Consider the following 25,219-nt stretch of genomic DNA (forward strand, 5'->3'; position numbering starts at 1 on the left):
AAGAGAAGATCAACAACTCCGTCACCCTAGCCGCTGCGGCTACCGGGTGGTAACTGACTTTCTGCTGGCGGAAGTAGGGGGGAAAGCCGCCCGCGGGGACGCGGCCCGCTCCGGGGTGTACGCGTGCCGCGCCGCCGGGCCTCGCCGTCCGCGTGCTGCCGCGCGCGGGGGCCTCCGCCCCTCCCGCCCCGTGACGCAGTGCGCAGGTCAGGCCGCTCGCCGCGCCGCGTACTCCGGGATTTCGGCCATCGGGGGGCGCTCCTCGGTGTCCACCTCCGTCGTGCGCGGGACGAAGCCCTGCTCCCCGCGGTCGAACTGGGTGAGCCGCGGACGCACCAAGTGGCCGCGGGTCAGGCGCAGTTGTGCGGTCCGGTAGATCGCGGCGGCCATCCGGCCCAGCGCCTGGCCGTCCTGGTGGCGGTGCTTGCGCACGCCGACGTCCACCTGGGCGAGGGCGTCGAGGCCGACGGTGTGCAGGGCGTCGACCAGCAGGCCGAGCTCGACGCCGTAGCCGACCGGGAACGGCAGCCGCTCCAGCAGGGAACGGCGGGCCGCGTACTCGCCGCCCAGGGGCTGGACGAAGCCGGCCAGCTGCGGCCAGTGGAGATTGAGGAGGGGGCGGGCCACCAGCTCGGTCACCCGGCCGCCCTGCCCGGCTCCGGCGCCCTCGACGCCGGTCTCCAGGGGTCGGTCGTACATCGCCTTCACGAACTGGAGGTCCGGATCCGTCAGCAGCGGGCCGATGATCCCGGAGACGAAGACGGAGGAGAAGGCGCGCAGGTCGGCGTCGATGAAGCAGACTATGTCGCCGGTGGTGGCCAGGAGGGAGCGCCACAGCACCTCACCCTTGCCGGGAAGGGCGGGCAGCCGGGGCAGGACGCTGTCGCGGTGGACGACCCGGGCACCGGCCGCCGCGGCGACCTCGGCGGTGCGGTCGGTGGAGCCGGAGTCCAGTACCACCAGCTCATCGACGAGCGGGACCGTCTCGGTCATCAGCTCGGCGCGGATCACCGACACGATCGCCCCGACGGTGGCCTCCTCGTCGAGCGCGGGCAGCACCACGCTGACCGTGCGGCCCGTCTGGCGCTTGGCCTCCAGCAGCTGCCCCAGTGGACGGTCAGCGGCGGACCAGGAGCGGCTGCTCAGCCAGCCCTCGACCTCTTCCAGCACGTCTACGACTCCTCGGTCGCCGCCGGTGGGCGGCCTCTGTGATCCATCTCGCGGTTCGGACGACTATCTCAACCGTCAGTGCCTTCGGTTACAGTCTTGAACAACGCGGATGACCGTCGCATGTCGGGGTCCGCGCCACAAACGCCTGGGTTTCGGCCCAGCGCCATACCGCTCATCCAGAGGGGCAGAGGGATACGGCCCGTTGAAGCCCCGGCAACCCTCCAGCCGGTCTTGCCGCCAGGACGCTGACGTCCCGCGCGCGTGAGGCTCCCGGCTAGGGAAGGTGCCAAATCCGTCTCGTGGCGAGATTCGTCGCGAGGAAGATGAGGAGAAAGGGCCTCGCCTCCATGGCTGTGCAAGTCACCGAAAACACCCCCACCGTCGCTCTGGGCCCCGCCGCCGCGCTGTCCTGCCGCGAGTGCGGCACGCGCTTCCCGCTCGGCCCGATCTTCGCGTGCCAGGAATGTTTCGGGCCGCTCGAAGTCGCCTACGACCTGCCGAGCGGCGACCCCGAGAGCCTGCGGAAGCAGATCGAGGCCGGTCCGGACAACATCTGGCGCTACGCCCCGCTGCTGCCGGTCCCCGCGGACGTGGCCGACAAGCCCAACCTGAACCCCGGTTTCACCAAGCTCGTCAAGGCCGACCGGCTCGCCGCCGAGCTGGGCGTCACCGGCGGGCTGTATGTGAAGGACGACTCCGGCAACCCGACGCACTCCTTCAAGGACCGCGTCGTGGCGATCGCCGTCGAGGCCGCCCGCGCCTTCGGCTTCACCACGCTCTCCTGCTCCTCCACCGGCAACCTCGCCGGTGCCGTCGGCGCCGCCGCCCGCCGCGCCGGTTTCAAGTCCTGCGTCTTCATCCCGCACGACCTGGAGGCCGGCAAGGTCGTCATGGCCGCGGTCTACGGCGGCGACCTGGTGGGCATCGAGGGCAACTACGACGACGTCAACCGCTTCTGCTCGGAGCTCATCGGCGACCCGCTGGGCGAGGGCTGGGGCTTCGTCAACGTCAATCTGCGTCCGTACTACGGCGAGGGTTCCAAGACTCTCGCGTACGAGATCTGTGAGCAGCTGGGCTGGCAGCTCCCGGACCAGATCGTCATCCCGATCGCGTCCGGCTCGCAGCTCACGAAGATCGACAAGGGGCTCAAGGAGCTGATCGCCCTCGGCCTGGTCGAGGACAAGCCGTACAAGATCTTCGGCGCCCAGGCGGAGGGCTGTTCGCCGGTGTCCACGGCCTTCAAGGCCGGGCAGGACGTCGTACGCCCGCAGAAGCCGAACACCATCGCCAAGTCACTGGCGATCGGCAACCCGGCCGACGGTCCGTACGTGCTCGACATCGCCCGCCGTACGGGTGGCGCTGTGGAGGACGTCAACGACGAGCAGGTCGTGGACGCGATCAAGCTGCTGGCCAGGACGGAAGGGATCTTCGCGGAGACCGCGGGCGGCGTGACCGTCGGCGTGACCAAGAAGCTCATCGAGGCCGGTGTCCTCGACCCCGCCCTGACCACCGTCGTCCTGAACACCGGTGACGGTCTCAAGACGCTGGACGCGGTCGCCCCGACCACCGGGCCCACGGCGACGATCCGTCCGGATCTGGACGCATTCCGCGCTGCCGGCCTGGCAGGCTGAGGCCGTCGGCCGGTCCGCGGACACGGCCGAGCCACCGCCCCGCACTCGTACTCCGTATTTCCTGGAAGGCTGAACCATGAGCGTCAAGGTCCGCATCCCCACCATCCTCCGCACGTACACCGCCGGCCAGGCCGAGGTCCCCGCCGAGGGCGCGACCCTCTCCGAGGTGATCGCCGACCTGGAGCAGAACCACCAGGGCATCGCGGCCCGTGTGCTGGACGACGCCGGCAAGCTGCGCCGCTTCGTGAACGTGTACGTCAACGACGACGATGTGCGCTTCGAGCAGGGCCTGGAGACGCCGACCCCGGACGGCGCGGGCATCTCGATCATTCCGGCAGTGGCCGGCGGCTGCTGATTTTTCGCCATCTCTTCGCCTGCTTGACCGGAATTGCCCCGTCCGCCAGAAAGCGGACGGGGCAATTCCATGTTGTGAAAGGGGATACCATTGGGGTGATCCCCCTCCGGATATCACCCGGCGCGTGCCGAACGCATATGTGTTCGCGATCAGTTGTGCCCAAAGTGTGTGCGGTATTTGTCGCCTAGGTGCGCTATGCCCGGCCCGACTTGCCCTGGAGAACCGGGATTTCACCGCATATTGCCGATTCTCCGGCCCCAGAATTCTCGTCCGATTGACCTGTTGCTCTGGGCATCTGTGCAGATACATTCAGCGGCGGTCGACGCGTTCCGGCGCACACCCCACGGGCCTTTCGCGGGGTGAGGTCTGACCCGGGTCCGCGGAGTGCGGTCCTGCGCAAGGGCCAGTAATAGGGGAGTTAGGCATGGCTCAGGGCACCGTCAAGTGGTTCAACGCGGAGAAGGGGTACGGCTTCATCGCGGTCGACGGTGGTGCGGATGTTTTCGTCCACTACAGCGCGATCCAGATGGACGGCTACCGCACCCTCGAGGAAGGTCAGCGGGTCGAGTTCGAGATCTCGCAGGGCCAGAAGGGGCCGCAGGCGGACATGGTCCGGGTGGCCGGCTGAGGCGCCGACCGACTGCTGCGTAGGGAAGGCCCGTACCCCGTCGGGGGTGCGGGCCTTCTGCTGTCCGCCGTCGGCGGACAGCGGGGCCGGCGGAGGCGGGCGGGTCGCCGCGGGACGTCCGTGTCCACGCAGGTCCACCCGTGCGCACCCGTCACTCGGCCACCACTTCCGTCGGAGGGTTCTTCGAAGCTGCCTTGCACTCAAGGGGTGCGAGTGCTAATCATTGCGTTAGCACTCTCCCAGTGAGAGTGACAAAGAAGGACCGGGTCGGTGAGGCCCGTAGGCCGCGTGGGGCAAGGAACCACACAGGTCTGCAGGTCGTCCGTCGCGGGCGCCAGCGCGGTCCGGAGCAATCCACCCCAGTCCGGGAGGACCACTTCACATGGCCAAGATCATCGCGTTCGACGAGGAGGCACGGCGCGGTCTCGAGCGCGGGATGAACCAGCTCGCCGACGCCGTCAAGGTCACCCTCGGCCCCAAGGGCCGCAACGTCGTCCTCGAGAAGAAGTGGGGCGCCCCCACGATCACCAACGATGGTGTTTCCATCGCCAAGGAGATCGAGCTCGAGGACCCGTACGAGAAGATCGGCGCCGAGCTGGTCAAGGAGGTCGCGAAGAAGACGGACGACGTCGCCGGTGACGGCACGACGACCGCGACCGTCCTGGCCCAGGCTCTGGTCCGCGAGGGCCTGCGCAACGTAGCCGCCGGCGCCAACCCGATGGCCCTCAAGCGCGGTATCGAGCGTGCCGTCGAGGCCGTCTCCGCCGCCCTGCTGGAGCAGGCCAAGGACGTGGAGACCAAGGAGCAGATCGCTTCGACCGCCTCCATCTCCGCCGCTGACACCCAGATCGGCGAGCTGATCGCCGAGGCCATGGACAAGGTCGGCAAGGAAGGCGTCATCACCGTCGAGGAGTCCCAGACCTTCGGTCTGGAGCTGGAACTCACCGAGGGTATGCGCTTCGACAAGGGCTACATCTCGGCGTACTTCGCGACCGACATGGAGCGCATGGAAGCCGCGCTCGACGACCCGTACATCCTGATCGTCAACTCCAAGATCAGCAGCGTGAAGGACCTGCTGCCGCTCCTGGAGAAGGTCATGCAGTCCGGCAAGCCGCTGCTGATCATCGCCGAGGACGTCGAGGGCGAGGCCCTGTCGACCCTGGTCGTCAACAAGATCCGTGGCACCTTCAAGTCCGTCGCCGTCAAGGCCCCGGGCTTCGGTGACCGCCGCAAGGCCATGCTCGGCGACATCGCCATCCTCACCGGTGGCACCGTCATCTCCGAGGAGGTCGGCCTCAAGCTGGAGAACGCCGGTCTCGAGCTGCTCGGCCGCGCCCGCAAGGTCGTCATCACCAAGGACGAGACCACCATCGTCGACGGTGCCGGCGACAGCGAGCAGGTCCAGGGCCGGGTCAACCAGATCCGCGCCGAGATCGAGAACAGCGACTCGGACTACGACCGCGAGAAGCTCCAGGAGCGTCTGGCGAAGCTGGCCGGCGGCGTGGCCGTCATCAAGGCCGGTGCCGCCACCGAGGTCGAGCTCAAGGAGCGCAAGCACCGCATCGAGGACGCCGTTCGCAACGCGAAGGCGGCCGTCGAGGAGGGCATCGTCGCCGGCGGTGGCGTCGCCCTGCTCCAGGCCTCCCAGGTCTTCGAGAAGCTGGAGCTCGACGGCGACGAGGCCACCGGCGCCAACGCGGTGAAGCTGGCCCTGGAAGCCCCGCTCAAGCAGATCTCCGTCAACGGCGGCCTCGAGGGCGGCGTTGTGGTGGAGAAGGTGCGCAACCTGCCCATCGGCCACGGCCTCAACGCCGCGACCGGTGAGTACGTCGACATGATCGCCGAGGGCATCATCGACCCGGCGAAGGTCACGCGCTCCGCGCTCCAGAACGCCGCCTCCATCGCGGCGCTCTTCCTCACCACCGAGGCCGTCATCGCCGACAAGCCGGAGAAGGCCGCCGCCGGCGGCGCTCCGGGCGGCATGCCGGGCGGTGACATGGACTTCTGATCCCCGGATCAGAACGCTGATCCTCCCGGATCACGTCCAGACGTACGTCGGGGCGGCACCCTCCTCCCAGGGGGTGCCGCCCCGGCGGCGTTTCATGGGGGCGCGTCCAACGGCGGTGCCGTTGGCGGGCGGGGCCGAGGCTTGGCGTTGGCCCCGCTACCGCCGACGGCCGATGAGGCACCCCGCGACGCCCAACACCGCGGCCACGGCCAGCATCGCGGCTCCGCCGAGAGTGGCCGGTCCGGGCGGGCCGTCGCGGTCCAAGGTGCTTTCGTAGACGACCTGGACCAGGGTATTTCCGTGTGCCGCGGGCAGTGAGGGCAGTGGCGCGTACGGAGGCGGCGCCTCGCCCCACAGGACCAGTGCCACCCCGCCGGCGGCCACCACGAGAACGGTGAGTGCCACGGCCAGCCTGGCGCGCCAGGGACGGTGTAACCGGATCAGCATGGCGCCGACCCTACTGCGGCGGAGTGGCGTCGACAGGGGGCGCGGTCCGGGTGCGGTCCGTCCCCGGTCCGGGTGTGATCCGTCCGCCCTCCGGGTGTGATCCGTCCGCATTCCGCCCAAACACCGCACCTTCACGCCTTCTTCGCCATTTGGCTACAACCCTCCCTGCCCCTCGCAGGTCTCTTGTGAGTCAACTGCCGCACAGGTACCGGGAAGCGACTCCCCCGCACAGGTACGGGGGAGAGGCTCCCGCACAGGTACCGGGAAGCGACTCCCGCACAGGTGCCGGTGGAGACTCGCGCCCCGGGCCGCGGCGGTTCGGACACACCATTCGGTTGTGGACGCCCCGCGCGTCCCGCAGGCAGCAGGAGAGTCCCGCATGCCCCAGCACCTCCGTACGACCCTGGCCACCGCCGCCGCCACCGCGCTGGCGGCCGGGCTGCTGACGGCCGCCACCGGCACCGCCGCGGCCGCGGACCACGCCGCGCCGGCCGCCAACGGCCGCCAGGGCGATTTCAACGGCGACGGCTACCGCGATCTTGCGGTGGCCGCGCCCTCCGCCACCGTCGACGGGAAGAAGGGCGCGGGCGCCGTCACCGTGCTCTACGGTTCGGCGCACGGCGTGGACGCCTCCCGGCGCACCACGCTCACCCAGAACTCCCCGGGCGTCCCCGGCGCGGCCGAAGCCGACGACCTCTTCGGCGCGAGCCTCGCCACCGGTGACTTCAACTCCGACGGCTTCGCCGACCTCGCCGTCTCCGCCCCGTACGAGGACATCGCGGCCGATGCCGACGCCGGCACGATTCAGATCCTGTGGGGCGCTTCCGGCGGCCTCTCCGGAAACGGCGGCGTCGCCCTCGCCGACCCGGCCCCCACCCAGCACGACCGCTTCGGCGCGGCGCTGGCCGCCGGCGACTTCGACCGTGACGGCAAGGCCGACGTCGCGGTCGGCACGTCCGCCCCGACGCTGCACGTCTTCAAGGGCGGCATCGGCAGGTCCGGAGCCCCGGGCGCGCGCACGGCCCTCGCCCTGCCCGTCGTCGGCGGGCCCACCAGCGGCGTCCTCCAGCTGACCGCGGGCGAGGTCACCGACCAGGGCTACGCCGACCTCGTCGTCAGCGCCTACGACAAGAACGCCCCCCACTACAGCACCAATTACTACCTGCCCGGCACCCCGGCCGGCCTCTCCGGCGCCGGCCTCAAGCGGCTGCCCGGCGGCTTCATCACGGCCATCGGCGATGTCGACGGCGACGGCTTCGGCGACCTCGTCACCGGCATGCTCTTCGACGACCGGGTCCCCGGCAGCACCAAGGGCGGCAAGGTCAACGTCATCCACGGCTCGGCGAACGGCCCGCGCCTGGACCGCATCGACGCCATCACCCAGGAGTCCGGCGCCGTGCCCGGCAGCTCCGAAAAGGGCGACAAATTCGGCTACGAGGTCACCCTCGGCGACACCAACGGTGACGGCATGCAGGACCTGGCCATCGGCGTCGCACACGAGACCCTCGACGGCGTGAGCAAGGCCGGGGCGGTCACCGTCCTGCGCGGCTCGCCCTCCGGTATCGACACCTCGCAGCACATCCAGTACTTCCACGAGAACTCCCCGGGCGTCCCCGGGGCCAGCGAGAAGGACGACTACTTCGGCGGCGAGGTCGTCCTCTCCGACCTCAACGGTGACAAGAAGGCCGACCTGACGGTGGGCGCCACCTACGAGGACGGCGGCAACGGCGGGCTCATCACCCTCCCCTCGGACGGCAGCAGCCTCACCGCCACGGGTTCCCGCTACATCAGTCCGTCCGACGTCGGCATCTCGACGGCGGGCGCGCCGGAGTTCGGGAGCGTCATCGCGGGGTGAGGGCCGTGTAGCACGCGGAGGCGGCCCGAGGGCGGCGCAAGCACCAGATCGGGGTCCGCGGCTTGAGCAGCCACGGACCCCGAGTGGGGGTCAGACGCCGTGCAACGAACCTGACTTGACGCCCTCGACGAACGCCGTCCAGGCCGGCGCCCGGAACGCGAGCGCCGGACCGTGCGGGTCCTTGGAGTCACGGACGGGCACGATGCCGGGGTGGTCGTCGGAGACTTCGAGGCAGTTGCCGCCCTCACCACCGCTGTGGCGGGACTTACGCCATTGGGCGGCGCCGGGGAAGTCCCGGGCTACCTCAAGGCAGTCGCCGCCGTCGCCACCGCTGTAGCTGGACTTGTGCCAGGTGGCCGAGTGCAGGCCGTACTCAGGACTGATCCTCATGCGCGTAATCCTCCGCCACTGATTCGATCAGGGCCAGGGATTCCTGGGGTGACAGTGCGCTGGCCCCAAGCAAATCGTAAGTCAGTTCGTGACGGGCGACCGTAGCCGGATCGTCCTGCAGGCGGCCAGTTCCCAAGCTTTGAAGGTAGGCGAGTGGAGGCGCGTCCTCGAAGGTCATGAGTTTGAGGGATCCGTTCATTGCTGCGTGAGCCCCCGCCGTAAGCGGCAGCACCTGCACAATGATCCGGTGTCGCCTGCATAGTTCAGTGATGTGCCGTAGCGCCTCTGCCATGACTCCTGCACCACCTACCCGTCGGCGTAGCACGGCCTCGTCCAGTACTGCCCACAACAGCGGGGTCGTTGGATGAGTCAGCAGGTGGGCCCGCTCAAGCCGCGCAGACACCAGCTCGTCGATGACATCGTCCGGCGCCGTCGGCTGGTACGCGCGGCAGACCGCCCATGCATACGCCTTCGTCTGCAACAGCCCCGGAATCAGCTGCGGCGCGTACTCCCTGATCGCCGTGGCGATGGCTTCCGCCTCCGCCGCTTCCGCGAAGTGATCCGGGTACTTCGACTTCTTCGCGGCCTCGCAGTTGCGGACGAAGTAGCCGTCCGTCGCCAGGATCTCGTCCATCTTGACGGCGTATTCCATCTGCATCCGCCGCGTCCCTGCCTCCAGCTGGCCGATGAACGAGCCGCTGACGAAGAGGGGACTGCCGAGTTCCTCCTGGGTGAGGCCCGCCTCTTCACGTTTGTGTCGTAACTCGGCCCCGAGCATGGCGCGGGGTGACGAAGACGGGTCGAGGGGCTTGGGTCCGGGCATCGCAGCAACTCCCTGTTACACACGATCGGTTGTTGGGTCTGCGTCTCTATGCAGGCTAGACCTGTAGCCGCCACGCTGTGTGCACAACCGGAACACTCAGCGTGGAAGGTGATGGAGAGAAATGTTGACGGCGCGTGATCGGGTACGGCAGGCCGAGGTTGTCATGGTGGAACTACAGACCGCACTCCGAGCAGTGGGGGTCACCCTGCCCTCCCTCTGCGTCGACCCGGTGTCGTGCGCGAGCAGCGTCATGGCGCCACTGGTCGAGCTGGGGCGCTGCAACCTGGACACCGCCCAGCGCCTGGCCGACGTACTGGCGGAGTACGCCAAGACCGCCGCTCCCGGACACGGCACGGAGGAGCGGCAGCCGTGATTCCGGCGCTCGGCAGCTATGCGGTGGACGGGCGGGACGGGCGCGTCGGGCGGGTCGTGGGCCAGGAGGGGCCGTGTGTGCAGCTCCGGCCGCCCGGCGGCGGCCGGTCGTGGAACTGCCCGCCGTACTTATTACGCGCCGCCCCGCCGTCCGCCGTACTGGCGGCCCGGGTCAGGGAATTGAACTGGCAGAGCCGGATGCCGTGACCGGGGATCACCGGGTGGGACGGGCGTGGGGCCGGTCCAGCTCTTCCGTCCGGTTGACGAACCCGCGTACGTCAGCCCGGGATGTGGACGCCCTCGGGGTGGGTCGGCTTTGCGGACGGGGCCGGGGCCGGGGGTGTGCCGGTCGCTGGGGTGGTGGTGCCGGGGTTGCGAGGCGTGTCGGAGTCGTGGTTGTCGTGGTTAAGGTCCGTCCGCATCTGCCTGCTGAAGCCGAAGAAATAGGTGGCGAGGAAGCCGGTGAGGTAGCCGACGGCCAGGCCCAGGGCGTAGACGACGAGGGTGGTGGTGATGCTCTGGTTGCCCTTGACCAGGGGGAAGAGGGCCCAGCCCGAGGGGCCGATGGCGGTGGAGCCGACGGTGTCGCCGAGTTGGTTGAACAGGCCGACGAAGCCGCCGCCGAACGCGCCGCCTAGGCAGGCGGTGATGAAGGGGCGGCCCAGAGGGAGCGAGACGCCGTAGATCAGGGGTTCGCCGACGCCCAGGAAGCCTGCGGGGAGGGCGGACTTGATGGTCGTACGGATCGAGCGGTTGCGCGGGAGGCGGAGGTAGACGGCGATGGCGGCGCCGACCTGGCCCGCTCCCGCCATGGCGAGGATCGGGAGCAGGACCGTATAGCCCTGCTGCTCGATGAGGGTGGTGTGGATGGGGATGAGGGCCTGGTGGAGGCCGAGCATCACGAGGGGGAGGAAGAGGCCGCCCAGGATGAAGCCGGCGAACGCGCCGCCGTGGGCCAGCAGCCAGCCGGCGAACGAGCCGATGGCGGTGGAGACCTCGCCCGCGACGAACATCAGGCCGAAGATCGTGACCAGGCCCGTGACCAGGACGGTCAGGGTGGGGGTGAGGAGCACGTCCAGTGCCTCGGGGACCCGGACCCTTCCCCACGCTCTCGAATGCGCCCGGCCGGGGAAGACTCCGTTGCGGCACCACTTCTCCACCCGGACGGCGAGCAGCGCCGCGGCCAGTGCGCCGAGGACGCCGCCCTGGCCCGGTGCGAGCTTCTGGCCGAAGGCCGTGACGTGGGAGATGCCCGGGAAGACGATGATCGCGGCGACCGCACCGCCGAGGATGGGGGTGCCGCCGAACTCCTTGGCGGTGTTGTAGCCGACGAAGACGGCGATGAGGGACATGAAGCCGGAGGCGATGGCGGCCAGGGCCGGGACGACGGACGGCAGCCAGCCGAGGTTGGTCAGCAGGCCGTTGATCCCGGCGACGATGCCGCAGCCGATCAGGGCCGGGATCAGCGGGACGAAGATATTGGCGATCCGGCGGAGGAACAGCTTCACCGGGGTGGCGTTCCGGGACTTCTGCCGGGCCTTGAGGGCGGCGCCCTGGGCGGCCAGCTCCTCGGCGGTGCCGGCGGGCGGGGCGGTGGCGGGCGAGGCGGCGCCTGGCGGGGCGGCCTCAGGCGTGGGTTCCGGGGTGGAGGGTGGTGTGGCGGCCAGGGGGCCGGCGGCCGGTGCTGCGGCCTTCGGTTCCGGGGGTGGTTCCGTGCTGCGGGCCTGTTCGGCCAGGCGCTCGAACTCGGGGGTGACCCGGGCGACCGTCCCGGGGCCCAGCACGATCTGGTACGTGTCGTCCTCGACCACGCCCAGGACGGCCGGCAGTGCCTTGAGGGCTTCGTCCTGGACCAGGGAGCGGTCCTGGATGCCGAGGCGGAGCCGGGTCATGCAGTGGGCGATGGAGGTGAGGTTCCTGGCGCCGCCGACGAGAGGGAGGATCGCGGCGGCGGTGGCGCGGTTCTTGTCTTCGGGCATATGCGGTGCCTTGCTGTGGAGACCAACCAGGGGAGGAGTGGGCGGTGTCGGGCGGGCTGAGGCCCGGCCCGGGGCGGTGTGCGTGAGGTGGTGGGTGGTGGTGGGATCTTCGAGGGGCGGCAGAACGCAGCGGGTCAGCGGATGTCAGCGGTCATGGCGTCAGAGGGCCTTGGCGGCCTGGAGGGCCTCGCGGAGATGGCCGTCGGCGGCTTCCAGGAGGCGGGCGGCGGTGGGGCCGTCGACTCCGCCGAGGAGGGTGAGGATGGCGTTCTTCACCTCGCCGTTCGTGATGCGGAGCGCCGTCTCGATCTCCAGGTCGGTGGCGCCGGTGGCGAGCGCGACGATGCGGCGCGAGCGGGCCCGCAGCTTTTCGTTGGAGGCGCGGACGTCGACCATCAGATTCCCGTAGGTCTTGCCCAGGCGGATCATGGTGATGGTCGAGAGCATGTTGAGGACCAGCTTCTGGGCGGTGCCCGCCTTGAGCCGGGTGGAGCCGGTCAGGAGTTCGGGGCCGACCACGATCTCGATGCCGTGCTCGGCGGCCTCGGCCAGTGCGGAATCGGCGTTGCAGGACAGGCCGATGGTCAGGGCGCCCAGGTCGCGGGCGTATTCGACGGCCCCGATCGCGTACGGCGTGCGGCCGGAGGCGGAGATGCCGACGACGGTGTCCACGTCGGTCAGGCCGATGCCGGTCAGATCCTCGACGGCGAACTTCTTGCTGTCCTCGGCGCCCTCGACGGCGGTGACCATCGCGGACGGGCCGCCCGCGATCAGCCCGAGCACCTCGGAGGGATCGGTGTTGAAGGTCGGCGGGCACTCGCTGGCGTCCAGCACCCCGAGACGGCCGGCCGTACCGGCGCCCGCGTAGATCAGCCGGCCGCCGCGGGCCATGCGCGCGGCGGTGGCGTCGATGGCGGCGGCGATCTCCGGGAGCCGCAGGGCGACGGCGGCGGGGACGGTGGCGTCCTCGCCGTTCATCGTGCGGGCGATGTCCAGGGTCGGGCGGCGGTCGATGTCGGCGAGCTCGGGCCGGAAGGCCTCGGTGGTGAGGGTGTCCAACTGGGCGCGCAGATGGGCGTAGTCGGCGGTGGAGGTCATGGCGTGACGGCTCTTTTCGGGTCGGGCTCGTGGGGGCCGTTGCTGTTCGGCTGCCTCGCCGCGGGGCGCCGCCGCGCCCGCCCGCGCCGCCCGGCGGCACGGGCCCGCAGCGGCGGGTCAGCGAGGTCAGCGCTGGTTGTTGCGTGGTGAATGGCGGTGGGCGAGGGCCTCGTAGGAGGCAGAGAGCGCGGGGGCCGCGGTCTCGTACGTACGCTGCGCGACACCTATGAACAGGCAGTCCACGACCAGCAGCTGGCTCGTCCTGGACGACATCGCGGCGGGGCGCAGCTCGCTCTCGCGGGCCGTGGACGTGGTCAGGATGTAGTCGGCGTACGAGGCGATCTCGCCGTCCGGGCGGCCGGTGATGGCGATCGTCGTGGCGCCGTGGTCGAAGGCCACCCGCAGCGGCTCTATGACATCGGTGGTCCGGCCGGAGTGTGTGATCGCGAGGGCGACGTCACCGGTCCGCATCTGCACCGCGTTCGTCACGGCCAGATGGGGGTCCGCGTGCGCATGCGCGATCAGGCCGATGCGCAGCAGCTTCTGGACGAGGTCCTGGCCGACGAGGTTGGAGGCCCCGATGCCGTACACATCGATGCGGCGGGCACCGGCGAGCGCGGCGACGGCGGCTTCGAGCTGGGTGACGTCCAGCGCCGCGGCCGTGTCGGCCAGGCACTGCTGCTCTTCCTGCGCCAGCTTTGCGACGACGTCGACGAGGGAGTCGTCGACCGCTATGTCGGCGGTCACCGCGGGGGCGCCGCCGGCCGCCTGCTGCGCGGCGAGCGCGGCGAGGGCGAGGCGCAGATCGCGGTAGCCCGGGTAGCCGAGCAGCCGGGAGGTCCGCACGACGGTGGCTTCGCTGGTGCCCGTGCGCTCCGCGAGGCCGGTGACGGTGAGGGCGGCGCAGCCGGCCGGGTCGCTCGCGACGGTCTCGGCGACCCGCTGCATGGAGCGGGTCATCGTCGGGGCGAGGGTGCGGACCTTGGCGGCCAGTGCGGCGGGGGCGGGTGGGGCCGGGGCCGGTCGGGTCTCGACGGCCACGTCCTTGAAAGTTTCCTTCACGCTACTGCTCACGCTTGAAAAGTAATTTCATCGACGCCCGGCGTCAATACCCTCTGTGAGTGCTGTGGACAAAGCGCATGATCCCGCCGCGGGCTGTGGACGGCGCCGATCGCCGGTGGAGGGTCGGGGGACAATGGGTGGCATGGAGCTGGAACAGGCATTGCACGCCGCGCGGGCGCTGGTGCTCGCCGACCTGATGGCGGACAAGGTGGCCGACGCCGACATCGTCTCGCTCGTGGAGGATGCGGTCGTCCACCGCCGGTGGTGGGTGGAGCAATGGCCTGAAGGCGCGGCATTCGTCGCAGGACTGATAGCGCAGGACGTCCAGGACGCCCTGCTGGACCGGTACGGCCGCTGGCCGCTGTGTCCCGTGTGCACGGAGTCGGGCGATCCCCATGCGCTCGACGTCGAACCGGAGTTGGGGCCCGATCCGCATTGGGTCTGCCCCAAGACGGCGGTCGCGGTGGCCCCGGTCGGGCAGCTGCGTGACCCCATGGAGGGCTGAGGTGGTTGATGGTGCGGCGGGCTGACGTGGCGAACGGGCCGGCGGGCTGACGTGGCGATCTACATCGATCCGCCCACCTGGCCCGGGCACGGCCGGATGTGGTCGCATCTGGTCAGCGACCATTCCTTCGACGAACTGCACGCCTTCGCGGCCGGGATCGGCGCGCCCCGGCGGGCGTTCGAACGCGACCACTACGACCTGCCGGCCGAGCGGTACGGCGACGCGGTGCGTGCCGGGGCCGTGGAGGTCGGCAGCAAGGAGCTGCTGCGCCGGCTGACGGCCGCGGGCCTGCGCCGACCCAAGAACCGGCCGGCGCCGCGGGGATGAGGCCGTCGGCGCGGTGGGCGTGAGGCCGTCGGCGTCGCGGGTGTGAGGCCGTCGGCGTCGGCCCGGGAGCCGTCGCCCCGCGGCACCCCCCGTACGGCCCGCTGCGGCGCGTCGTAGCGGCGGCGGGATGGCGGGCCCCCGCACGATGGGCCTGACCGCGCGCCGTACCGAAAGGGGACAGCCATGTCAGCCGGCGAACCGGGCCGGGACCCGGCCACCACGCTCGACCCGGACTACAGCAGTGAGGACGCCACGGCGACCGCATGGCCCGCGGCCATCGGCGGTATGACCGAGGCGGAGATCTTCTGGCTCTCCACCGTCCGGCCCGACGGCCGTCCGCATGTCACCCCGCTGCTCGCCGTCTGGTCGGACGGCGCCCTCCACTTCTGCACCGGTCCCGGCGAACGCAAGGCCAAGAACCTCGAAGCCAACGCCCACTGCGTGCTGACGACCTCGACGGCCGGTGGCAACGACCTGCATGCGGGGCTCGATGTGGTCGTCGAGGGCGACGCGGTGCAGGTCGGCGACGAGCCGACGTTGCGCCGGCTGGCCGAGCTCTATGAAGAGAAGTACGGCAGCGACTGGCACTTCGACGTCCGCGACGGCGCCTTCCACGGGGAGGGCAACCGGGCCGTGGTCTTCCGGGTCGAGCCGGTCACGGCCTTCGGTTTCGGGCGGGGGGAGACGTACAGCCAGACACGGTGGAGGTTCGACGGCGGGGAGTGACCGGTGGGAGGAGGGGGCGGCGCCGTGGCATCTTCCGAGGCGCGCCCCCAGGGCTCAGTGCTGCTGCCCCGTTGCCCCCGTTGCCTCCGCTGCCTTGTGCAAATCCGGTGCGGGGGTGGCGGCGGCCGAGGAGGCGATCAGCCGGGAGCGGCTCGTCGTGCGGTGCAGCCGGAAGGCGAGAGCCGTCGTGCCGACGGCCCCCGCGGCCAGCGCGGCGCCGGTCCAGGCCACGGACGGGTAGCCCCAGCCCGCCCCGATGGTCAGGCCGCCGAGCCAGGGGCCGAGGGTGTTGCCGATGTTGAAGGCGGCGGTGGTGGTGGCGCCGGCCAGCGTCGGCGCGGCGTTCGCCACGTTGAACATCCGGGCGTTGAGCGCCGGGGCCGTGGTGAACGCGGTCACCCCGAGCATCAGGGAGAGCGCGATGGCGGCGAGGGGGCTGTGCGCGGTCAGCGCCAGGACGGTCAGCACGAGCGTGGACGCGATGATGCCGCCGAAGAGCGTCCCGAAGAGATGCGCGTCCGCGATCCGGCCGCCGATGAACGTACCGATCAGCGCGCCGACGCCGAAGAGCGCCAGCACCGTCGGCACCCAGCTCTCGGCCAGGCCGGCGGTGTCGGTCAGCAGCGGCGAGAGGTACGAGAAGAGCGCGAAGACCGCGGCGCCGTTCAGGGCCGTGGCGGTCAGCGCCAGCCAGACCTGCTTGTCCTTGTAGATGGTCAGCTCGCGGCGCAGCTGCGGGCGGTCGTCGCCGGTGGGCACGGCCGTACGCGGCACCAGTGCGACCACGCCGAGCAGACCGATCGCGGCCAGTCCTGAGACGGCCCAGAAGGCGGCGCGCCAGCCGGCGTGCTGGCCGAGCAGTGCGCCCGCCGGGACGCCCGCGATGTTCGCGATGCTCAGACCGCCGACCATCACTGCCATCGCGCGGGCCCGTGCGGTCACCGGCACCAGCGAGACGGCGACCGCCGCGCCGACCGCCCAGAATCCGGCGCAGGCCAGCGCGCTCACCACGCGGGAGACGAACAGCACGCCGTAGGACGGCGCCAGGGCGCCCGCCACCTGGCCCAGGCCGAAGACGGCGAGCAGCGCGATCAGGGTCGTCCGGCGCGGGAGCCGGAGCGTCGCGGCGGCGAGCACCGGGGCGCCGACCACCATGCCGATGGCGAATGCGGAGACCAGCAGCCCGGCCTGCGGAATCGAGACCTGAAGGTCGCGGGCGAGCGGCTGGAGGATCCCGGAGAGCATGAACTCGGACGTGCCGAGAGCGAAGACGGACAGGCCGAGGACGTACACGGCTATGGGCAGGCGGGCGCGGTCGGACGGTGCTGGCATATCAGCTACTAACAGCGGTAGGACGGCTCACATTCCCGGTGGGCGCGGCCCCCGGGGGGCGGCCCGGGGGGACACGCTCTACGCACCCCGCAGCAGATCCAGCTCCGTGGCGAGGTTGCGCCGGGCGAGGTGTTCCCAGCGGTCGTAGCCGCGGGGGGTGTGGAACAGGCGGGGCAGCGAGAGGAGTTGGGAGAGTACGGCGGAGCGGCCGGCGAGGAAGTCGGGGTCGGGGACGAAGGCGTACTCGTCGCGGACCGCGGCGGCGTAGGCGGCGTATTCGTCGGGGGAGCCGGCGAGCACGGCGAGATCGGCGTCACACAGGACCTCGCCGTCGGGGTCGTCGGGCGCCGGGTCGTGGGTGACGGTGAGCCGGACCAGGCGGGCGACCTCGGCCGTGCGGGCGGCGCCGATGCCCAGCTCGGGCAGTGCGCGCTCGGCGAGGGCCGCGCTGCGTTCCTCGTTCTCGGAGCGGTCCGGGCGGTAGACGGCGTCGTGGAACCACGCCGCCAACTGGACGGCGGACAAGTCGTCGGCGTGCTCGGCCAGTTCGTCGATGCGGTAGAGGACCGCGGCCAGATGGTCGACGGTGTGATAGCGGCGTTGCGGTTCGCGCCAACGGGACAGGAGGTTGTCCGCGTACGGGGCGGGGTCGGGTGCCGTGGGGTTCTTCTTGCCGCGGGCCTCGGCGACGGTCACGGCCCAGCGCTGCCGCAGCTCCGGCGCCGGGTCGGTGCTGTCTGCCGTACGGGACACGGAAGTCATGCCAGCCATTGTGCCCCGGGCCCCGGGAAACCGGGCCGGAGGGCGGTGTCGGGTCAGGCGGGTGACGTGGTCCGGCGGGGTGGCGTGGTCCGGCGGGGCGTCCGCCCGGTGGCCGGTCGTCGGTGGCCGGTCGTCGGCCGCCGGTCATCCGGGTAGGTGTACGGGTGAGGCGTACGGGCGGATTCCGGCCGCGCCGGTGGTGAGGCGGCCCCGGGAATGCCGGATGGCGCTTACTCTGGGATATTGGACTAGACCTGTTGTGGCGGCGGTCCGTCTCGTCACGCCGTCGCCGTCGCCGTCGCCGTCTCCATCTCCATCACCCTCGTCATCATCGTCGTCGTCATCGAAGGATTGGGTCATATGAGCAAGCGCGCGCTCCTGGAGGTGATCGCGCTCGGCCCGCAGGACGCGGTCGCCGCCCAGGCCGGCGGGGCCGACCGCCTGGAGCTGGTCACGGACATGGCGGCCGATGGGCTCACCCCGCCCCGGGCCACGTTCGCGGCGATCCGGGCGGCTGTCGACATCCCGCTGCGGGTGATGCTGCGGGCCGCCGACGGCTTCGCGGCCGGGGACGTGGCGGCGCTGTGCGAGGAGGCGGCGGCGCTGCGGGCGGCGGGCGCCGAGGAGTTCGTCCTCGGCTTTCTGACGCCGGACGGGCGGCCGGATCTCGATGCCGTGGCGGCGCTGACCGAGGTGATCGACGGCTGCCGCTGGACCTTCCACCGGGCCATCGACCGGGCCGCCGACCGGGACGCACTGCGCAAGGAGCTGTCGGCGGCGGCCGGTGCCGCGGGGCTCGACACCTACCTGACGGCCGGTGCCGCGCAGGGCGTCGACGAGGGGCTGACGACGCTGCTGGCCGAGCAGGCGCGTACGGCGGCGGGCGAGCAAGGGTATGCGCCGCGGATCCTGGTCGGCGGCGGGCTCGGACTCGGTCATCTGCCGGCGCTGCGGGCGGCCGGTCTCGACGCGTTCCACATCGGGGGCGCCGCCCGGCCCGCCGGCTGGTCGGCGCCGGTGGATGCGGCGGCGGTGCGGGAGTGGCGTCAGGCGCTGGACCAGCCCGTCGCGCAGCGGGCCTGACCGCCGCCCGGCGGGCCCCGGGCGCAGGTGCGCCGTCCCGGGCCACCGCACGCGCACACGCGCCCTGGGGCCCGCCGCTCGCCCGCTTCCTCAACTCCCTTCGGCGTGGCACTGTGTGACGGGTGTCACGGCAGCAGGACCGGGGGAGGGTGACACGGCATGACCGGCATGGGGATGAAGCCGCTCAGTGGCGACGATCCGCAGCGGCTCGGCGTCTACCGGCTGCTGGGGCAGCTCGGTTCGGGCGGCATGGGGCGGATCTATCTGGCGCGGTCCACGGTGGACGGCTCGCTCGTCGCGGTCAAGACGCTGCTCGCCGAGGGGGTCGTCAGCGACACCGACCGGCGGCGGTTCGCCCGCGAGGTGACGCTGGCCCGGCGGATCGAGAGCGCCTATACGGCCCGGGTGCGGGACTCCGACCCGGACGCCGAGCGGCCCTGGATGGCCATCGAGTACATACCGGCGCCCGCGCTGTCCGAGCTCGTCCGCAGCGCGGGACGGCTGCCGGGCTCGGCGGTGCGCTGGATCGCGGCGGGCACCGCGAAGGCCCTGGTGCTGCTGCACGACGCGGGCATCGTCCACCGGGACGTCAAACCCCAGAACATCCTGCTGCCGCTGGACGGGCCCCGCCTCATCGACTTCGGCATCTCGCACGCCAACGACATCACGCGTACCTCGCTGACGCTGGGCACCATCGCCTTCACCTCGCCGGAGCAGGCGCGCGCCGAGCCGTCCACCACGGCGTCCGACGTGTACTCGCTGGGCGCCACGCTCTTCCACCTCGCCGTCGGCCGCCCGCCCTACCCCGACACCGTCGACACCATCCGGCTGCTGACCCTCGTGCAGCGCGGGGAACTCGACATGACGGGGCTGCCCAAGGAGCTCGCCCCGCTGATCCGTCCCTGTCTGGCCTCCGATCCGGACGAAAGGCCCGAACCGGCCGACGTACTGCGGCAGTTCCTGGAGGAGCTCGACCGGGCGCCCACGTCGCAGCGCGGCGAACGCTGGCTGCCGCCGCGGTGGACCGCACTGATCGAGGCGTATGAGGCCCGGGGACGGGCCTTACGCGAGGGCGGGGAGGGGCTCACGGCCGATGAGCGGACGCGGCCCGTGCCGCCGCCGGACCCCACCCGCCCCTACACCGCGGAGCGCGCCGCGCACGAAGAGGCGGCGCGCCGGAAGGAGGAAGCGCGGGCGGCGCGCCGGAAGGAGGAGGAAGAGCGGGCGGCGCGCCGGGCGCAGGAAGAGCTCGCCGCGCGCCGGAAGCAGGAGGAGCGGGCCCGCGCCGAGTGGGAGCGCGAGGCGCGCGAGGCCCGGGAGCGCAAGGCCCGCGAGGCCCGGGAGCGCAAGGAGGAGGAGGAGAACCGCAGGCGGGCGGCGGCCAGGGCGCGGGCGACCGCGGAGAGCGAGAAGAAGCAGCGCCGCGCACGCGAGGAGCGGGAGCGGAAGAAGCGCGCCGAACAGGCGCGGCAGGAGCAGCGGGTGCGGGCCTCCGGGCAGACCGGCGCGGCCTCCTCGTCCCGGACCTCCTCGTCCTCCTCCCGGACCGCGTCCGCCCCGCAGACCGGAAAGGCCGCCGCGTCCCGGCCGTCGTCCGCTGCGCGGCCCGCCGCGCAGTCCGCCGACTCCTCGGCCGGCTGCTTCTGGGGGGTGATCGCGGTCATCGCTCTCGTGGTCTTCATCTGGAAGCCCTGGGACGCCGGCGGCACGGCCGGCTCGACGAGCAGCGGCACATCGAGCGGTTCGTCGAGCGGTTCGTCGAGCGGTACGTACACGAGCGGGGGGACCGGTTCGACGCCGACGACCGGTACGTACACGAGCGGTGGGCTGGGTTCCGCGCCGACCCGCGGCAGCTCCACGACCGGCGGGACCACCTCGGCGCCCACCACCTCCGCGCCCCCGACCGTCGTGTCCCGCACCCCCAGCGCGGCCGACCGCGCCTTCACCTCCGTACGGACCGGCGACTGCCTCGACGCCTACCAGAACGGCTACGGCAGTTGGAGCCGTCCGGCACCGCAGCAGGTCGGCTGCGGTGCGGCGGACGCCTATCTGCGGGTGCTGCGGGTGACCCGGTCCGGGGGCGGCTGCCCGTCCGGCGGGGGGCGCGGCAGCTGGTGGCACACCGGTGAGGACTACACGTTCACCAACCTCTGCGTGGAGCGGCAGTTCCGCCGGGGCCAGTGCTTCCTGGCCAAGTCCGCGGCCGGCCGGCCCGGCCCGGCGAACCTCCTCACCGCGTGGAGCTGTGGCGCCGGGCGGGTGCCCTCGGAGTTCAGCTACATCATGCAGGTCACGGCCGTCCTGCCGGCCTCGGCGGGCACGCATGCGTGCCCGGGTGAGCCGGGCCGCTACCGCTACTCGTGGAACGTCCATGACGGCCGGACGATGATCTGCGCCAAGGTCGCCTGACGCCCGCCGGCGGCCGGCCGCTCAGCGGTCGGCCAGCTGTTCCGGCAGCGCCGCCGCATGCACCACCGTCAGGCCGGACACCGGCCGGGTCAGGCAGACGTACAGGCGGCGCAGGCCGGTCCGTTCGTCCGGCTCGCCGTCGACGATCGCGGCCGGCTCGTCCAGGACGACGTAGTCGTACTCCAAACCCTTGGCGAGCGTGGCCGGCACCAGCGTCAGCCGGGCCTCGGCCGAGGTCTCCTCGCCGGGCGCCAGACAGGACACGCCCGCTGCCTCAAGGGCCGTGCGCAGCGCCGGAATACGGGCCTCCGTGGCGATCAGGCCGACCGAGCCCTCCTTCGTCAGCGCCTCGTCGCAGGCCGTGAGGGTGGCATCGGTCAGGTCCGCCGGCTCGACCGTACGGATCTCGAAGTCACCCGCCGACTCGCGGATGGAGGTGGCCTCCGTCAGATCGGGGGCGATGGCGGGCAGCAGCCGGGACGCGTAGGCGATGACCTCGCGCGGTACACGGAAGCCCTGGGTGAGCTCCTCGACGGCCGAGCCGGGCTTGCCCAGGTGGGTCAGCGCCTCCTCCCAGGTGTTGGTCGCCCAAGGGGTGGTGCCCTGGGCGATGTCGCCGAGGACGGTCGCGGAGCCCGTCGTGCAGCGGCGGCCGACCGCGCGGTACTGCATGGGGGAGAGGTCCTGCGCCTCGTCGAGGACCACATGGCCCAGTGACGAGGTGCGCGCCACCAGGTCCATCGCCTCGTCGATCAACACCGCATCCGCGGCGGACCACTTGGCGCTCTTCACGCTGCGGGCCGGCTTGGTCCACAGGATGGTCTTCTGCTCCTCGGGCGTCAGGATCCCCTCGGCCTGCTCGGCCAGGAACTCCGCGTCGCCCAGCAGCCGCAGCACCAGCTTTGCCGGGTCGACCGGCGGCCAGACCGCCTTGACCGCGGCCTTCACCGCGGGGTTGCGGCCACCGCGTCCTGCACCCGGTCGTCCGGCGCCTCGCCCGCCTGCTCCATCCGTACCAGCACGGAGTGGGCGATCCGCTGCGGCAGCGCCTCACGGGCCGCGCCGTAGCGGATGTCCCGGTCCGTCAACTCCTGTACGAGCTCTTCGAGTTCATAAGCAGGTACGCGCCAGCGGCGGGAGCCGCGGACGACCACACAGGGCTCCTGCGGCATCGCGATGTGCGAACGGACCGCCCGCCGCAGCACCTCCGCCATCCGCGCGTCGCCCTTGACCGTCGCGGCGGCCGCCTCGTCCGTGCCGCGGATGTCCACATGCCCGACCAGGTCGTCGACCGTGGCCTGCTTGACCTCCAGCTCGCCGAGGGCCGGCAGCACCTGCTCGATGTAGTGCAGGAACGAGCGGTTCGGGCCGATGACGAGGGTGCCGGACCGGGCCAGCCGCTCGCGGTGCGCGTACAGCAGATACGCGACACGGTGCAGGCCGACCGCCGTCTTTCCGGTGCCCGGCGCCCCCTGCACGCAGACCGAGCCGCCGATGCCGGCCCGCACGATCTCGTCCTGCTCCGGCTGGATGGTGGCGACGATGTCCCGCATGGGGCCGACGCGCGGGCGCTCGATCTCGGACTGGAGGAGCCGGCTGGTCCGTTCGGCCTCCGCGGGGTCGGTGAGGTGCTCGTCCTCGTAGGCGGTCAACTCGCCTGCGGTGTAACCGAAACGGCGGCGCAGCCCGAGGTCCATCGGGTCCTTCTTGGAGGCCCGGTAGAACGGCTGGGAGACGGGCGCGCGCCAGTCGATGACCATGGGGTCGCCGTCGGCGTCGTGGACGTGCCGCCGCCCGATGTAGAAGTTCTCTCCCGCGGCACCTTCGGCGAGGTCCATGCCGGGGGCATGGAGATAGTCGAGGCGGCCGAAGAAGAGCGGGGTGTGGGAGAGGTCGGCGAGCGCCTTGATCCGGGCGTCGATCTCGCCCTGGAGGACCTCGGCGTTGACCCAGTTCGCGGTGACGTCGGCGATGTTGAGCGCCTCGGCGTCCTCGCGCATGGCCCGCAGGGCGGCCCGGGAGGCGGCCAGGTGGGACTTTTCGCGCTGGAGCGGGTCGGGGCTCGTGCCCGCCGCGGTCGGGGCGGCGGTGCCGGCCGGGGCGGCGGGCTCGCCGGGGTGGGGGCCGGGTGGCGACGGGCTTTCGGCGTGCAGCGCCGTCGTCGAGGGATGGTGGGCGTGCGAGGGCACGGCGTTGCCTCCGGTGGCAGGTACTTCGGCGGGCGCGCCGAGGTGCGCGGGCGCGGCGGGCCGGTGTCGGTGCGCAGCGCAGGTGATTGCGCCTCGCGGGTCAGCGGCGTGAAGCGAAGGGCCGACCGGTTTCCGACCGGCAGGCGGCACTCCTCGACGGGAGGCAGGCAGACGCGCGATTGTAGTCAGCGGCTCAGGAGGGCGCCAACGGATTTCCGCGGGGTCGCGGCGGTCGTTCCGGGGCGGACGGCCCTGAGGAGCCGCATGCCTCCCTTAGGGGGAGGGGTGGGTCTGGAGTCTGACGTCCGGGGCCTCAGGGATGGACCTATGGACCGATGTGCTGCAATCGCGTGAAATTCATCATGGAGACATGAGCAGCGCAGCGATTCCCCCAGGTTCTGTCCACCCCGTCTCCCTCCACCCGGTCAAGGGCGCCACGGCCCTCGGCGCGGACCCCGGGCGCGGTGCGGCGCCCGCCCACGAGCATCGCTATGTCGTGGGCAACGCGCTCCGCGCCGTCAAGGTCTTCGCCACGGCCGCCTTCAGCGTCGTCGTCATGGGCGAGTACGCGGACGACCCCTCGGATTGATGACAAAGTCCGTGGCCGACTGATGCCACGGACGGCCGGCTCCGCGGGAGAAGCCGCCTCCGGGGCGCCATCCGGATGACCGAAAACCGTTACGGACAGTAGGCCCCGTTCCACTAGCGTCACCACAGAGGGTGCGCTCAGGGCAACGGGGAGGGGTCGAAGGGTGTCTGCCGCCGACGGGACGCGGACGGGGAGACCGGTCCGGGGGCAGGGCATCGCCCGTCCTCGCGTGGTGCTCGCAGCGGCGCTGCTCATGGCATCGCTGGCCGGACTGTGGATGCTGTACCAGCTCCAGCCGCTGCCGATGTCCGATATAGCGGTCTACCGCGCCGAGGGCCAGGCGGCCTCGGCCGGCGGGGATCTCTACGGCTTCACGGTCACGAAGTGGGCGCTTCCGGCCACCTACCCGCCCTTCGCCGCCGTGCTCTTCATACCGACCACCTGGCTCTCGCTCGGCCCGCTCAAGATCATCGCCGTCCTCGTCAACGCGGTCCTCCTCGCGCTGCTGGTCCACCTCTCCTGCAAGGCCGCAGGCCTCGGCAAGGCCGGCCGCGCCGCCCCCGTCATCCTGGCCGCCACCGCGCTCGGCCTCTGGCTGGAGCCCGTCTTCCAGACCTTCGTCTTCGGGCAGGTCAATCTCGCGCTGACCTGCCTGGTCCTGTGGGACCTCTCCCGTCCGGACGGCGCACGCCTCAAGGGGTTCGCCACCGGCATCGCGGCGGGCATCAAGCTCACCCCCGCGCTCTTCGCCGTCTATCTCCTCGTCACGGGCCGGGTGAAGGCCGCGTTCACCGTCCTCGGCGGGTTCCTGGCCTCGGCGCTGCTGGGCTGGCTGGTGCTGCCCGCCGCCAGCATCGAGTTCTGGACGCGGCGGATGTTCGAGACCGGCCGGGTCGGCAAGGCCTGGCTCGTCGACAACCAGTCCCTCCAGGGACTGATCGCCCGCGTGCTGCACGAGCCCGAGCCCGGCCTCCTCTGGGCGGTGCCCGCGCTGCTGACCGCCGCGGCCGGGCTCTACGCCGCCCGCCGGGTGTATCTGCGGCGCGGCCTGGACAGCTGGGGCGTGCTGTGTACGGCCGTCACGGCGCTGCTGGTCTCGCCGATCAGCTGGTCCCACCACTGGGTCTGGTGTGTTCCTCTGCTCGTCGCGCTCGCCGCCCGCACCCGCGGCCACGCCTGGCGCAGGGCACTGCCGGCCGCCGTCACCCTCGCCTTCACCGCCCGCACGATGTGGATGATCCCGCACACCGGCGATCTCGACCTGTCCTTCTCCTGGTGGCAGCAGCCGTTCGCGGCCCCGTACCCCCTGCTCGGTCTCGCCCTGCTGGCTGCCGTGTTCTGGTGGACACGGCAGCTCCCCGGCGTCCGCGAGGCACCGGGCGGCCGCGTCCCGACGCAGCGCGTCGAGCAGGAGCTGTCCAGCGGGTCCCGGGCGGGCTGAGCGGGGCGGCCCGTCCGAGCGGGACGGCCTGTCCGAGC

The 25,219-nt window shown here is 71.7% G+C and carries 23 protein-coding genes, 1 pseudogene and 1 riboswitch; of the genes and pseudogenes, 14 read left to right on the forward strand and 10 right to left on the reverse strand.

The annotated features are described in order from the left end of the window. Positions 1 to 207: 207 nt before the first annotated feature. A complete protein-coding gene (locus tag K7C20_RS21995) occupies positions 208 to 1,170 on the reverse strand; it encodes a glucosyl-3-phosphoglycerate synthase (RefSeq protein WP_053209316.1) in 963 nt (320 codons plus the stop codon). Between the two features lie 169 nt (positions 1,171 to 1,339). Next, positions 1,340 to 1,500: riboswitch (SAM riboswitch) on the forward strand. Between the two features lie 17 nt (positions 1,501 to 1,517). Here K7C20_RS21995 and thrC point away from each other — a divergent pair. The 4 genes from thrC (at position 1,518) to groL (ending at position 5,792) form a co-directional block, all read left to right on the forward strand. Next, complete coding sequence (thrC, locus tag K7C20_RS22000) at positions 1,518 to 2,801, forward strand: threonine synthase (RefSeq protein WP_030086964.1); 1,284 nt, start codon at positions 1,518 to 1,520, stop codon at positions 2,799 to 2,801. A gap of 76 nt (positions 2,802 to 2,877) precedes the next feature. After that, entirely contained in the window at positions 2,878 to 3,156 is a 279-nt protein-coding gene (locus tag K7C20_RS22005; RefSeq protein WP_030086966.1) for a MoaD/ThiS family protein, read from the forward strand. A 424-nt stretch (positions 3,157 to 3,580) separates the two neighbouring features. Next, positions 3,581 to 3,784, forward strand: a complete 204-nt coding sequence (locus tag K7C20_RS22010) for a cold-shock protein (RefSeq protein ID WP_003986833.1) — start codon at positions 3,581 to 3,583, stop codon at positions 3,782 to 3,784. 382 nt (positions 3,785 to 4,166) lie between these two features. Next, positions 4,167 to 5,792, forward strand: coding sequence for a chaperonin GroEL (gene groL / locus K7C20_RS22015; protein WP_053209315.1), 1,626 nt, complete (start codon positions 4,167 to 4,169; stop codon positions 5,790 to 5,792). 156 nt (positions 5,793 to 5,948) lie between these two features. Here the strand turns inward: groL and K7C20_RS22020 are convergent, their stop codons facing one another. Next, on the reverse strand, positions 5,949 to 6,239 hold the full coding sequence (locus K7C20_RS22020; protein WP_053209314.1) for a hypothetical protein: 291 nt from the start codon (positions 6,237 to 6,239) through the stop codon (positions 5,949 to 5,951). A gap of 379 nt (positions 6,240 to 6,618) precedes the next feature. Here K7C20_RS22020 and K7C20_RS22025 point away from each other — a divergent pair, with 379 nt between their 5' ends. Continuing rightward, positions 6,619 to 8,094, forward strand: a complete 1,476-nt coding sequence (locus tag K7C20_RS22025) for an FG-GAP-like repeat-containing protein (RefSeq protein ID WP_030088545.1) — start codon at positions 6,619 to 6,621, stop codon at positions 8,092 to 8,094. Between the two features lie 90 nt (positions 8,095 to 8,184). Here the strand turns inward: K7C20_RS22025 and K7C20_RS22030 are convergent, their stop codons facing one another. Together K7C20_RS22030 and K7C20_RS22035 are read right to left on the reverse strand one after the other, a co-directional pair. Further along, positions 8,185 to 8,484, reverse strand: a complete 300-nt coding sequence (locus K7C20_RS22030) for a DUF397 domain-containing protein (RefSeq protein ID WP_030088547.1) — start codon at positions 8,482 to 8,484, stop codon at positions 8,185 to 8,187. Further along, positions 8,468 to 9,307: a helix-turn-helix domain-containing protein gene (locus K7C20_RS22035; protein ID WP_030088549.1), complete on the reverse strand. Its 840-nt coding sequence runs from the start codon at positions 9,305 to 9,307 to the stop codon at positions 8,468 to 8,470. The genes K7C20_RS22030 and K7C20_RS22035 overlap by 17 nt, the downstream gene beginning before the upstream one ends. 121 nt (positions 9,308 to 9,428) lie before the next feature. Here K7C20_RS22035 and K7C20_RS22040 point away from each other — a divergent pair, with 121 nt between their 5' ends. Both K7C20_RS22040 and K7C20_RS38340 read left to right on the forward strand, forming a co-directional pair. Next, positions 9,429 to 9,680 carry a hypothetical protein gene (locus K7C20_RS22040; RefSeq protein ID WP_051818758.1) on the forward strand — a complete coding sequence of 84 codons (252 nt, stop codon included), beginning with the start codon at positions 9,429 to 9,431 and terminating at the stop codon, positions 9,678 to 9,680. Then, entirely contained in the window at positions 9,680 to 9,886 is a 207-nt protein-coding gene (locus K7C20_RS38340; protein WP_053209322.1) for a hypothetical protein, read from the forward strand. The genes K7C20_RS22040 and K7C20_RS38340 overlap by 1 nt, the downstream gene beginning before the upstream one ends. A 71-nt stretch (positions 9,887 to 9,957) precedes the next feature. Here the strand turns inward: K7C20_RS38340 and K7C20_RS22045 are convergent, their stop codons facing one another. From K7C20_RS22045 to K7C20_RS22055, 3 genes are all read right to left on the reverse strand, one after another. Then, a complete protein-coding gene (locus tag K7C20_RS22045; protein ID WP_030088553.1) occupies positions 9,958 to 11,658 on the reverse strand; it encodes a PTS transporter subunit EIIC in 1,701 nt (566 codons plus the stop codon). 159 nt (positions 11,659 to 11,817) lie between these two features. Then, entirely contained in the window at positions 11,818 to 12,756 is a 939-nt protein-coding gene (murQ, locus tag K7C20_RS22050) for an N-acetylmuramic acid 6-phosphate etherase (protein WP_053209313.1), read from the reverse strand. A gap of 126 nt (positions 12,757 to 12,882) precedes the next feature. Then, positions 12,883 to 13,830 carry an SIS domain-containing protein gene (locus tag K7C20_RS22055; protein WP_078889728.1) on the reverse strand — a complete coding sequence of 316 codons (948 nt, stop codon included), beginning with the start codon at positions 13,828 to 13,830 and terminating at the stop codon, positions 12,883 to 12,885. 130 nt (positions 13,831 to 13,960) lie between these two features. Here K7C20_RS22055 and K7C20_RS22060 point away from each other — a divergent pair, with 130 nt between their 5' ends. From K7C20_RS22060 to K7C20_RS22070, 3 genes are all read left to right on the forward strand, one after another. After that, entirely contained in the window at positions 13,961 to 14,323 is a 363-nt protein-coding gene (locus K7C20_RS22060) for a hypothetical protein (RefSeq protein WP_030088559.1), read from the forward strand. Positions 14,324 to 14,374: 51 nt separating this feature from the next. Then, positions 14,375 to 14,650, forward strand: a complete 276-nt coding sequence (locus K7C20_RS22065) for a DUF4031 domain-containing protein (protein ID WP_030088561.1) — start codon at positions 14,375 to 14,377, stop codon at positions 14,648 to 14,650. A gap of 183 nt (positions 14,651 to 14,833) precedes the next feature. After that, on the forward strand, positions 14,834 to 15,376 hold the full coding sequence (locus K7C20_RS22070; RefSeq protein ID WP_053209312.1) for a pyridoxamine 5'-phosphate oxidase family protein: 543 nt from the start codon (positions 14,834 to 14,836) through the stop codon (positions 15,374 to 15,376). Positions 15,377 to 15,430: 54 nt separating this feature from the next. Here K7C20_RS22070 and K7C20_RS22075 read toward each other — a convergent pair whose 3' ends face one another. Continuing rightward, complete coding sequence (locus tag K7C20_RS22075; protein ID WP_030088568.1) at positions 15,431 to 16,708, reverse strand: Cmx/CmrA family chloramphenicol efflux MFS transporter; 1,278 nt, start codon at positions 16,706 to 16,708, stop codon at positions 15,431 to 15,433. Positions 16,709 to 16,786: 78 nt separating this feature from the next. Beyond that, a complete protein-coding gene (locus K7C20_RS22080; protein ID WP_030088570.1) occupies positions 16,787 to 17,470 on the reverse strand; it encodes an HD domain-containing protein in 684 nt (227 codons plus the stop codon). A gap of 360 nt (positions 17,471 to 17,830) precedes the next feature. Between K7C20_RS22080 and K7C20_RS22085 the strand changes: the two genes are divergently transcribed. After that, complete coding sequence (locus K7C20_RS22085) at positions 17,831 to 18,553, forward strand: copper homeostasis protein CutC (RefSeq protein WP_053209311.1); 723 nt, start codon at positions 17,831 to 17,833, stop codon at positions 18,551 to 18,553. A 159-nt stretch (positions 18,554 to 18,712) separates the two neighbouring features. Beyond that, entirely contained in the window at positions 18,713 to 20,962 is a 2,250-nt protein-coding gene (locus K7C20_RS22090) for a serine/threonine-protein kinase (RefSeq protein ID WP_053209310.1), read from the forward strand. Between the two features lie 21 nt (positions 20,963 to 20,983). Here the strand turns inward: K7C20_RS22090 and K7C20_RS22095 are convergent. Continuing rightward, positions 20,984 to 23,151, reverse strand: a pseudogene (locus K7C20_RS22095) (HelD family protein). Positions 23,152 to 23,521: 370 nt separating this feature from the next. Between K7C20_RS22095 and K7C20_RS22100 the strand changes: the two are divergent. Next, positions 23,522 to 23,740, forward strand: a complete 219-nt coding sequence (locus tag K7C20_RS22100; protein WP_030088574.1) for a hypothetical protein — start codon at positions 23,522 to 23,524, stop codon at positions 23,738 to 23,740. A 163-nt stretch (positions 23,741 to 23,903) separates the two neighbouring features. Next, on the forward strand, positions 23,904 to 25,181 hold the full coding sequence (locus tag K7C20_RS22105) for a glycosyltransferase 87 family protein (RefSeq protein WP_409351315.1): 1,278 nt from the start codon (positions 23,904 to 23,906) through the stop codon (positions 25,179 to 25,181). Positions 25,182 to 25,219: the final 38 nt, after the last annotated feature.

It is taken from the genome of Streptomyces decoyicus, assembly GCF_019880305.1.
Lineage (GTDB): Bacteria > Actinomycetota > Actinomycetes > Streptomycetales > Streptomycetaceae > Streptomyces > Streptomyces decoyicus.